This window comes from Phenylobacterium sp., from assembly GCF_036501465.1.
Taxonomy (GTDB): domain Bacteria; phylum Pseudomonadota; class Alphaproteobacteria; order Caulobacterales; family Caulobacteraceae; genus Phenylobacterium.
The window spans coordinates 24,804-35,204 of sequence record NZ_DASYAF010000162.1 but is presented as its reverse complement, the minus strand read 5'-3'; the positions used below and the strand labels follow the sequence as shown (position 1 = coordinate 35,204).

9 protein-coding genes are annotated in these 10,401 nt (G+C 69.9%); 3 read left to right on the top strand and 6 right to left on the bottom strand.

The window, feature by feature from the left end:
* On the top strand, positions 1–138 hold a 138-nt coding region (locus tag VGL85_RS19415), incomplete at its 5' end, for an integrase core domain-containing protein (protein WP_331590662.1).
* Here VGL85_RS19415 and VGL85_RS19410 read toward each other — a convergent pair.
* Positions 135–710 carry a hypothetical protein gene (locus VGL85_RS19410; protein ID WP_331590660.1) on the bottom strand — a complete coding sequence of 192 codons (576 nt, stop codon included), beginning with the start codon at positions 708–710 and terminating at the stop codon, positions 135–137. The genes VGL85_RS19415 and VGL85_RS19410 overlap by 4 nt on opposite strands.
* 72 nt (positions 711–782) lie before the next feature.
* Here VGL85_RS19410 and VGL85_RS19405 point away from each other — a divergent pair, with 72 nt between their 5' ends.
* Positions 783–1,694: an alpha/beta hydrolase gene (locus VGL85_RS19405; RefSeq protein WP_331590659.1), complete on the top strand. Its 912-nt coding sequence runs from the start codon at positions 783–785 to the stop codon at positions 1,692–1,694.
* An 18-nt stretch (positions 1,695–1,712) separates the two neighbouring features.
* Here VGL85_RS19405 and VGL85_RS19400 read toward each other — a convergent pair whose 3' ends face one another.
* From VGL85_RS19400 to glmU, 5 genes are all read right to left on the bottom strand, one after another.
* Positions 1,713–3,098: a class II 3-deoxy-7-phosphoheptulonate synthase gene (locus VGL85_RS19400; RefSeq protein WP_331590658.1), complete on the bottom strand. Its 1,386-nt coding sequence runs from the start codon at positions 3,096–3,098 to the stop codon at positions 1,713–1,715.
* A 178-nt stretch (positions 3,099–3,276) separates the two neighbouring features.
* Entirely contained in the window at positions 3,277–4,422 is a 1,146-nt protein-coding gene (locus VGL85_RS19395) for an O-antigen ligase family protein (RefSeq protein ID WP_331590657.1), read from the bottom strand.
* A gap of 103 nt (positions 4,423–4,525) precedes the next feature.
* Positions 4,526–5,905, bottom strand: a complete 1,380-nt coding sequence (gene gor / locus VGL85_RS19390; protein WP_331590656.1) for a glutathione-disulfide reductase — start codon at positions 5,903–5,905, stop codon at positions 4,526–4,528.
* Between the two features lie 24 nt (positions 5,906–5,929).
* A complete protein-coding gene (gene rpiA, locus VGL85_RS19385; RefSeq protein WP_331590655.1) occupies positions 5,930–6,631 on the bottom strand; it encodes a ribose-5-phosphate isomerase RpiA in 702 nt (233 codons plus the stop codon).
* Positions 6,628–7,986, bottom strand: a complete 1,359-nt coding sequence (glmU, locus tag VGL85_RS19380) for a bifunctional UDP-N-acetylglucosamine diphosphorylase/glucosamine-1-phosphate N-acetyltransferase GlmU (RefSeq protein WP_331590654.1) — start codon at positions 7,984–7,986, stop codon at positions 6,628–6,630. The genes rpiA and glmU overlap by 4 nt, the downstream gene beginning before the upstream one ends.
* A 203-nt stretch (positions 7,987–8,189) precedes the next feature.
* Here glmU and VGL85_RS19375 point away from each other — a divergent pair, with 203 nt between their 5' ends.
* Positions 8,190–10,391 carry a transferrin receptor-like dimerization domain-containing protein gene (locus tag VGL85_RS19375; protein ID WP_331590653.1) on the top strand — a complete coding sequence of 734 codons (2,202 nt, stop codon included), beginning with the start codon at positions 8,190–8,192 and terminating at the stop codon, positions 10,389–10,391.
* Positions 10,392–10,401 lie beyond the last annotated feature (10 nt).

The window sequence follows — 10,401 nt, the reverse complement described above, 5'->3', positions numbered from 1 at the left end:
CCCTACCGCTCCTCGGCCGAACGAACCCAGGCCGTCGCAGCCTGGACCGACGCCTACAACCTCGATCGCCCACACTCCGGCATCGCAGGCCTCACACCCTGGCAGCGTGTGAACAACCTTCTTGGAAACGACATCTAGGCGCCATCCAGCGCGGCGGCCATCAGCCGCTCGATGCCCGTCGCCGAACCGGGCTGGGACATCTCCAGGAGCGTCGCGCCTTCCAACAGCGCCAAGATCGCCGCGGCGGCTTCCCGGCGCGGGGCGCCGGGCGGAAGGTCGAGGCGCGACTCGATCCAGGTGAGCCAGCGTCCGGTGGTTCGGCGCGCCAGCTCACGGTAGGGCTCTTCGCCGCGGGTGCCGCGCACCGTGGCTTCGGTCCAGATGCGCATGAAGGGGACGAAGCGGACGTCCCTGACCACCCGCCAGGCCCGGGAAAGCAGAACGCCTGGCGCGAGCCGTTCGACCGGGTCCGGCGCGCCCAGCAAGGCGATCTGCCGCTCCGAGATGTTGTCCAGGACGGCGGCCACCAGGTCGGACTTGGTCTTGAAATGGTAGAGCAGCATCCGATCGCTGGTGCCCAGCCGATCCGCCGCCGACCTGAGGACAAGTCCGCCCAGTCCGGATTCCAGCGCGAAATCCGCGAGCTGGGCGGTCCAGAGGGACCGCTTGGCGTCGCTGCTCGGGCGCGCCTGGCGCAGGTGTGACGGCACCGGATTCCCTAACTTGTAATGCCCACTACAATTGATAATGTAGCAGACGCGACAAATGGGCCGGAGCTTTTTATGCCATCGTCGGGTCCAGGCCTCCTGCTCGCATCATCCCACAGGATCGGCGCCTTCGCGGCGCGGGCCGCCGTCCTGGGCGCGATCGCGGGGCTTGGCGCCTGCGCCCCGGTCGCGCGCCACTTCATGGAGACGCGCGCCCTCACCACCGGACCCAACGGGCCGCAAACCCCGGCCAGCGCGGGAGCGCCGTTCGAGCGCGTCGCCATACCCAGCGGCCCCAGACGGCTCGACAGCTATGTGGTGACGGCTCCGGCGGCCTGCGCCGACGCCCCGGTGATCCTCATCTATCATGGGGTCCAGGAAACCATCTCGCTCTGGAGCGGCGCCCAGGCGTTCCTGTACCGGAACTGCGTGTCCTCGGTGGTGTTCGACTACACCGGAAGCGGAGACAGCTCGCGGCCCGCCCGCCTGGCCGCCGTGAACGACGACGCGGGCGCGGCCTACGCCTTCGCCAGGCGCCGGTTCCCGCATTCACGGGTGTTCGTGATGGGCCATTCGATGGGCAGCGGCCCGATGCTGCAGGCGGCGCCCGGGTTTTCGCCGCGACCGGACGGCGTGATCGTGGCCAGCCCCTTTGCCTCGCTGCGGGCCTATGGAGAGCGGGCAGGCGGCTTCTACGGCCTCCTCGCGCGGCTCACGCCGGACTGGTGGGACAACGTCCGGGCCATCCGCGACGTCTCCGCGCCGGTGCTGGTCGTCCACAGCGCCGACGACAAGGTCAATCCGGTCGCCGAAGGCCAACGCGTGTTCGAGGCCGCTCGGGAGCCGAAGCGGCTGGCCATCCTGAAGGGCTACGGCCACAACGCCCTCTATCAGAAGCCGCAGGCCGGATGGTGGGGCCCGGCCCTGGCGTTCGTCACCGGCGGCCGGTGCGACCCGCCCACTTCCAAGGCGGGCGATTGCCCCTGATCGCCAGGCGCGTGGCGCTCAGGCGCCCGCCGCCGCGCGCCGGGCCTCGCCGACCCGCTCTTCCTTCAGCTTCTCGGCGACCAGGAACGCCAGTTCCAGGGCCTGTTCGCTGTTGAGCCGCGGGTCGCAGTGGGTGTGGTAGCGGTCGACGAGGTCGCCTTCGGTCAGCGCACGGGCGCCACCGGTGCATTCGGTGACATTCTGGCCGGTCATCTCCAGGTGGACGCCGCCGGGGTGGACGCCCTCGGCCTTGCAGATCTCCACGAAGGACTTCACCTCCGACAGGATGCGGTCGAAGGGCCGGGTCTTGTAGCCGTTGTTGGCGGTGAGCGTGTTGCCGTGCATCGGGTCGATGGCCCAGACCACCTTAAGGCCCGCGGCCTTGGTGGCGCGGAGCAGGGCCGGCAGGCGCTTGTCGATCTTGTCGTAGCCAAAGCGGCCGTACAGCGTCAGGCGGCCGGGCTCGTTGGCCGGTGAGAGGGCCTCGGCCAGGCGCAGGAGGTCATCCGGCTCGATGGTCGGGCCGCACTTCACGCCGATCGGGTTTCTGATGCCCTTGAAGAACTCCACATGGGCGCCGTCGAGCTCGCGCGTGCGCTCGCCGATCCACAGCAGGTGGGCGGAGGTGTCGTACCATTGGCCCGAGGTGCTATCGATCCGGGTCATCGCCTCTTCGAGGTTGAGCAGCAGGCCCTCGTGGCTGGTGAAGAACTCCACCTGGTGCAGGGCGGGCTGGCTCTCGGGCGTGACGCCGATGGCCTCCATGAACTCCAGCGTCTCGCTGATCTTCTCGGCCATCTCGCGGTAGCGGGCGCCCTGCGGGCTGTCCGCCACGAAGCCCAGCGTCCAGCGGTGGACGTTGTGCAGGTCGGCGTAGCCGCCGCCGGCGAAGGCGCGCAGCAGGTTCAGCGTCGCCGCCGACTGGCTGTAGGCCTGGATCAGGCGCTGCGGGTCGGGCGTGCGGGTCTCCGCCTCGAACTCCATGCCGTTGATGATGTCGCCGCGATAGGACGGCAGGGTGACCGACCCCTGCGTCTCGGTGGGCGCCGAGCGCGGCTTGGCGAACTGGCCGGCCATGCGGCCCACCTTCACCACCGGCTTGCCGCCGGCGAAGGTGAGCACCACGGCCATCTGCAGGATCAGGCGGAAGGTGTCGCGGATGTTGTCGGCGGCGAATTCCTTGAAACTCTCAGCGCAGTCGCCGCCCTGCAGCAGGAAGGCGCGGCCTTCGGAGACGTCGGCGAGCAGGCTTTTCAGGCGGCGGGCCTCACCTGCAAAAACCAGCGGCGGCATGCCGCGCAGGGTCTGCTCAACCTTGGTCAGGGCGGCCAGGTCCGGATAGTCGCCTGGCATGTGCTTGCCGGGTTTCGACCTCCAGGCGGCGGGCGTCCACTGTTCGCTCATCGATCCAACTCCACGCCCCGGCAAGCTATTCGCCCGACGGGGAAGCCGGGCGTTCTACTCCAAAGTGGGGGTTGAGGTCCAATTGCGGTCGCGCTTATCCCCCTGCCCCGCGCTTCCCGGCGAAAGCCGGGCTCCAAGGGACCCAGGGCTCGGAGAGCGCGGCGCCTGACCTCGAGCCTCAGCTTGGGTCCCGGCTTTCGCCGGGATGAGCGGATGAAAAATTGAGGACCGTCAGGACGGCGATCAGGGCGCCCAGGCCCAGCCACCACTCCTGCCAGACGCCGAAGTTGACGCCGAACAGCAGGTAGACCGCGGCGCTGGCGGCGGCGGCCATGGCGATGAGGCTGGTTTTCGGACGGGCCAAGCCCATCAGGGTCACGCCCCAGAAGGCGGCGGCCAGGACCGCGCCCACCGCGCCCAGCTCCATCCAGACCTGCAGCGGCTGGTTATGCGGGTGCAGCCGGATGCCCGGGCCGAAGCTGCGGCTGGCGTCCAGGCCCCAGCCCTGCAGGGGGCGCAGGCGGATCCAGTCGATGGCGTGGCTCCAGTAGCCCAGGCGCATGGCGTCGGTCTGCGGGACCCGCGCCTCGATGGCCGCATAGTCGCCGAAGTGGCGCACCGCCCAGACGATCGCCGGCATGGTCAGGAAGAGGGTTGCGGCGACGCCCGCCAGCAGGCGCGGGCCCCCGCTCGGCCAGCGCCAGACGATCAGGGCGGCCAGCGGCGCCACGACCAGCGCCAGCACCGGGGCGTCGTCGCCGAACGCCAGGGCCGCGGCGCCCACGCCGGCCGCCATGGCCAGGGCCAGCCACGGCCGCGCCGCCTTGGACGCGCCCACTGCGGCGATGGGCCAGAGCGCGCCCAGGACGTAGGTCGAATGCCCGATCCGCGCCTCGGCGATGTCGTCGCGCATCGGCCCCCAGACGCCGCGCAGGCCCTTGTAGAGCGCGCCCTGGGTCAGGGCCTCGGCCAGCAGGATCAGGCCGTAGATCGCGCAGCCCCAGGCGACGATCTGCAGGGCCCTGCGCGCCAGCACCGGGTCGGCGCGGCGGGCCGCCAGCACGGCGGCGCCGTAGAGCGGCAGCTCGAAGGCCATCTTCAGGATGGTGGTCTCGCCGGGCTTGGCCGGATGGTAGGGGCTCCAGAGCGTCGAGACCGCCGCCCAGATCAGCGCCGCGAACAGGACGATCGCGGCCGGCCGGTCCTGCTCGCGCAGCCGCGCCGCCGGCAGGGCGAAGAGGCCGACGATCGCCGCCGGCGCCCAGAAGTCGCGCGGCCACAGCCAGGCCAGGATCGGCGTCATGGCCAGGGCCACGACGAGCACCCAGCCTACCCATACCGCCAAACCCCTGGCGGGGTTTCGCAGCGCGGGCGCGTCGGCTCCTCCGCTCAAGGACCGGCCCTCCGAAGCGTTGGGCGAAACAGGATCACGCCACCTGGCCCATGGCCATGGGGACGTGCTTCTCACGCATGGTGACCAGCTCTTCGGCCAGCGTCGGGTGGACGGCGCAGGTGGCGTCCCACTGCGGCTTGGTCACGCCCATCTTCAGGGCGATGGCGGCCATCTGGATGATCTCCGGCGCATCGGGCCCAACGACGTGGCAGCCGAGGATCCGCTCGGTCTCGGCCTCCACGACCAGCTTCAGCAGCGAGCGCTCGTCGCCGCCGAAGGCGTATTTCATCGGCTTCAATCGGGCCAGGTAGATGTCGACCTTGCCGTATTGCCTGCGCGCGTCGGCCTCCGACAGGCCCAGCGATCCGATCGGCGGCTGGGAGAAGACGGCGGAGGCGACCGTTTCGTGGTCGAAGGCGGTGGGATTGCCGCTGAACTCGGTCTCGGCGAAGGCGGCGCCCTCGCGGATCGCCACCGGCGTCAGGTTGATGCGGTCGGTGACGTCGCCCACCGCCCAGATGTTCTTGACGTTGGTGCGCGAATATTCATCGACCTTCACCGCGCCGCGCTCGGTGAGCGCCACGCCGGCGCTCTCCACGCCCAGGCCCTCGACGTAGGGCTCGCGGCCGACGCACATCATCACCGCCTCGCTCTCGCAGTGGTGGCCCTCGGTGAAGTGGCTAACCAGGCCGCTCGCGGTCTTCTCGATGGACTTGTGCTGGCAGGCCAGCATCACCTTGATCCCGCGTTTCTCCATCTCCTCGGTGAGGTGGCTGCGCACGTCGTCGTCGAAGCCGCGCAGGACGTTTGGGCCGCGGTGGACCAGGGTCACCTCGACGCCCAGGCCGTTGAAGATGCCGGCGAACTCCACGGCGATATAACCGCCGCCGGCGATCACGATGGACTTCGGCAGCTTCGGCAGGTGGAAGGCCTCGTTGGAGGTGATGGCGTGCTCGATCCCCGGCAGGTCCTTGGGCATCCAGGGCCGCCCGCCGGTGGCGATCAGGATCTTGTCCGCGGTCTTGGCGCCGACGCCTTCGATCTCGACGGTGTGGGCGTCGGTGAGGCGCGCCTTGCCGTGGGCGAGCTCGGCGCCGGCGTTCTGCAGATTGCGGACATAGACGCCGGACAGCCGGGCGATCTCCTGGTCCTTCTCGGCCAGGAAGGCCTCCCAGTCGAATTTCGCCTCTCCGATGCTCCAGCCGTAGGACTTCGCGGTCTTCAGGTGGTGCGAGACCTCCGAAGCGTAGACCATGAACTTCTTGGGCACGCAGCCGCGGATCACACAGGTGCCGCCGACGCGGTGCTCCTCGGCCACCGCCACCCGGGCGCCGGAGATGGCGGCCAGGCGCGCCGCGCGCACCCCGCCGGACCCTGCGCCGATGACGAAGAGGTCGTAGTCGTATTTGGCCAAGCGCGGCCTCCTTCCGCCCTGCCTTCAGGGCTCAACAGTGATGACGCCGTCGTCGGTCCCGATCAGCGCCCGGTCGGCCAGGTCGAGGAACAGGCCGTGCTCGACGACGCCGGTCAGGCTCTTCAGCGCCGCGCCGAGCGCCGCCGGCTCCTCGATCCGGCCGCAAACTGCGTCATAGATGAGGTTGCCGCCGTCAGTTCGCACGGGGATCCCGTCGGTTACCCGCAGGCGCGGCGCCGTACCGATATCGAACTCGGCCAGCACGTCGCAGATGCGGTTGGCGGTGGTCTTGTGTCCGTAAGTCTCCACCTCGATGGGCAGCGGATACTTCGTACCGAGGACCTGCATTTGCTTGCTGGCGTCGGCGATGACCACGCAGCGCGCAGACGCCTCCCAGACCAGCTTCTCGCGCAGCAGGGCCGCGCCGGCGCCCTTGATGAGCGACAGGCCGGGACCGATCTCGTCGGCGCCGTCGACGGTGAGATCGATGGTCCGGGTCTCACCCAGTTCAGCGATCTTCATGCCCAGGCTCATGGCCAGGTCAGCGGTGGCCTTCGACGTGGAGACGCAGGTGAGGTTCAGGCCCCCGGAAGCCAAGATTCTGGCGCCCAGCGCCTTCACGAACCAGACGGCGGTCGAGCCCGTGCCCAGGCCCACCACCATGCCGTCTTCCACCAGGTCGGCGGCGGCCGCGCCCGCGATGCGTTTCTGATCGTCCGCGCTCATTTGGTCCCCTTGGCGGCCCGCGCCGCGAGCTTGCGGGCGCGGAACTTGGCGGCCCAGCCGGGGCGCTCCGCCTGCTGACCGCGCTCGACCGCCAGCGCGTCGGCGGCGACATCCTTGGTGATCACCGAGCCGGAGCCGGTGTAGGCGCCCGGCCCCACCGTCACCGGCGCCACCAGCGCGGTGTTGGAGCCGATGAAGGCGCCCTCGCCCACGTGGGTCTCGTATTTGTCGAAGCCGTCGTAGTTGCAGAAGATCGTGCCGGCCCCGATGTTCGCGCCTGCGCCCACCGAACCGTCGCCGAGATAGGTCAGGTGGTTGGCCTTGGCGCCCTTGCCGACCGCGACCTTCTTCACCTCGACGAAGTTGCCGATGTGGGCCTCCTCGCCGATGTCGGCGCCCGGCCGCAGTCTGGCGTAGGGGCCGATCAACGCGCCTTCCTTCACGACGGCGCCCTCCAGGTGGCTGAAGGCGCGGATGACGGCGCGGGTCTCGACGCGAACGCCCGGGGCGAAGACCACGAACTGCTCGACCGTGGCGCCGGGCTCGATCTCCGTGTCATAGGCGAAGTGCACCGTCTCCGGGGCCACCAGGGCCACACCCTCGGCCAGGAAGCGGGCGCGCTGGCGGTCCTGGAAGATGCGCTCGGCCTGGGCGAGCTGGGCGGGCGTGTCGCAGCCCATGACCGCGGCCTCCGGCGCGCTGTGCGCCCGCACCGCCTTGCCGTCGCCCACCGCCAGGCCGACCACATCGGTCAGGTAGTACTCGGCCTTGACGTTCTTGTTGTCGACGCGGGCCAGCCAGCCGAACAGGGCCGCACGGTCGGCGACCATCATGCCGGCGTTGCACAGCCGCACGGCTTTCTCGGCTTCCGAGGCGTCGCGCGCCTCCACGATCTTCAGCACCTCGCCGCCGGCGCCGGTGATCACCCGGCCGTACAGCAGGGAATCAGCGGGTTCGAAGGCCATCATGGCGATGTCGGCGCCGGCCTCGCGCAGCGCGAACAGCGGGCCGAGGTCGTCGGGGCCCAGCAGCGGGGCGTCGGCATAGGTGATGACCACGTCGCCCTCGAAACCGGAGAGCGCGTCCTTGGCCGCCAGCACCGCGTGGGCGGTGCCCAGCGGCGGATCCTGCACGGCCGTCGCGCCGGGGCCGAGGCGGGCTTCGGCCGCGGCGCCGACCTCGGCATTGGCCTTGCCGACCACCACCACCACCTGCTCGCAGCCCAGGGTCTGGACCGTGTCGATCATGCGGTCGAGCATGGTGCGGCCGCCCACCTTGTGCAGCACCTTGGGCGTGGCGGACTTCATCCGTGTGCCCTGTCCGGCGGCAAGGATCACGGCGGCGCGCGCAGTCATGGAGCGAAGGCCTCCGGCCTGACGAGTCATCGGTTCGATTGGAGCCTTACCAAGCCTTGTGGTCCGGGGCGAGAAGGCGCTAGCGTCCGCCCGCCTTCTCGGGGGAATCCTTCATGAAATCGCGTACCGGTGTTGTCGCTCTTCTGTCCTCTTGCGCCGTCGGCGCGGCTGCGTCGGCCTGGGCCGCCCCACCGCCCACGCCGATGAATGAGAAGGGGCTCGAAGCGAAGCTCGACGCGGCGGTCGACCCGGCCGAGATGGGCCGCTGGCTGCAACAGCTGGCGTCCGAGCCGAACCACGTCGGCTCTCCCCACGACAAGGCCAATGCGGACTGGATGGCCGCGCAGTTCAAGGCCTTCGGCTGGGACACGAAGATCGAGACCTTCTACGCCCTCTATCCCACGCCGATCAGCGAGAGCCTCGAGCTGGTCGCCGGCCCGGGCGCGCCGCACAAGGCGACGCTGACCGAGGCGCCGATCCCCGGCGACCAGCCGACCTACACCAAGGACGCCCTGCCGGCCTACGTGGCCTATCAGGGCGACGGCGATGTGACCGCGCCGGTGGTCTACGCCAACTACGGCATGCCCGAGGACTACCTGGCGCTGGAGAAGATGGGCGTCTCGGTGAAGGGCAAGATCGTCATCGCCCGCTACGGCGGCGGCTGGCGGGGCCTGAAGCCGCTGCTGGCCCAGATGCACGGGGCGGTGGGCGCGATCATCTATTCCGACCCCAAGGATGACGGCTACGCCACCGACGAGGTCTATCCGAAGGGCCCGCAGCGCCCGCCGCAGGGCTTCCAGCGCGGCTCGGTGGCCGACATGCCGATCTATCCGGGCGACCCGCTGACCCCGGGCGTCGGCGCGACCAAGGACGCCAAACGGCTCGACCGCAAGGACGCCAAGGTGATCCTGAAGATCCCCTGCCTGCCGATCGGCTACGGCGACGCCCAGGTGCTGCTGGCGGCGCTGGACGGCCCGGTGGCGCCGGCCAACTTCCGCGGCTCCCTGCCGATCACCTATCATGTCGGCGGCGGCGAGGCGGCGAAGATCCACCTGGCGGTGAAGTCCGACTGGTCGCTGAAGCCGCTCTACGACGTGATCGCCACCTTGAAGGGCAGCGACGAGCCCAACGACTGGATCGTGCGCGGCAACCACCACGACGGCTGGGTGATGGGCGCGTCGGACCCGCTCAGCGGCATGATCGCCGAACTGGCCGAGGCCAAGGCCATGGGCGCGCTGGTCAAGAGCGGCTGGAAGCCCAAGCGCACCATCGTCTACGCCAGCTGGGACGGCGAGGAGCCGGGGCTGCTGGGCTCCACCGAATGGGCCGAGACCCACGCCGAGGAGCTGAAGGCCAAGGCGGTGGTCTACATCAACTCCGACGGCAACGGCCGCGGCTTCTTCCGCGCCGAGGGCAGCCACGCCTTCCAGCATTTCGTCAACGAAGTCAGCGCTGACGTGAAGGATCCTGAGACCGGGGTTTCGGTGCGCGATCGCGCCCGCGCCCGCCTGGCCGTGGGGATGAGCGAAGGCGGTGGCGGCGGGGGTGGAAACCGCGGCGCCAACCAGTCGCCCCAGGCCAAGGCCGCCGCCAACGATCCCAGCAAGGATATCCCGCTTGGGCCATTGGGCTCCGGCTCCGACTACTCCACCTTCCTGCAGCACCTGGGCCTGCCGTCGATCGACTTCGGCTACGGCGGCGAGGGCGAGAGCGGCGGCGTCTACCACTCGCTCTACGACGACTTCCAGCATCACAGCCGCTTCGTGGACCCGGGCTTTGTCTATGACGCCACCCTGGCCAGGACCGTGGGCCGCGCGGTGATGCGCCTGGCCGACGCCGACCTGCCGGTGCAGCGCTACGCCGACTTCGCCGACACGGTTTCGACCTACCTCGACGAGGTGAAGAAGCTGGCCGACACCACGCGCGACGAGGCCAGGACCCAGGCGCGCCTGCTGGCCGGCAACGCCTACGCCCTGGCGTCGGACCCCACCAAGACCCACGTCAATCCGGTGGCGCTGGCGCAATCGCCGACCTACGACTTCAAGCCGCTGGAGGCGGCGGTGGCCAAGCTGAAGACCAGCGCGGCGGCCTTCGACGGCGCGCTGGCGTCCAAGGGCGCGGGGCTTTCCAAGGCGCAGAAGGTCAAGCTGGACAATGTGGTGCGCCCGCTCGACCAGTCGATGCTGCGCCCTGAAGGCCTGCCGGGACGGCCCTGGTACATGAACATGGTCTACGCCCCCGGCCGCTTCACCGGCTATGGCGCCAAGACCCTGCCGGGTGTGCGCGAGGCCATCGAGGAGCGCCGCTTCGACGATGCGAGGAAGTACATCGGGATCACGGCGCAGGCGCTCGACGCCTACGCCGCCGAACTCGACAAGGCGACCGCGGTCGTAAATGGCGGCTGATCGCAGCGGG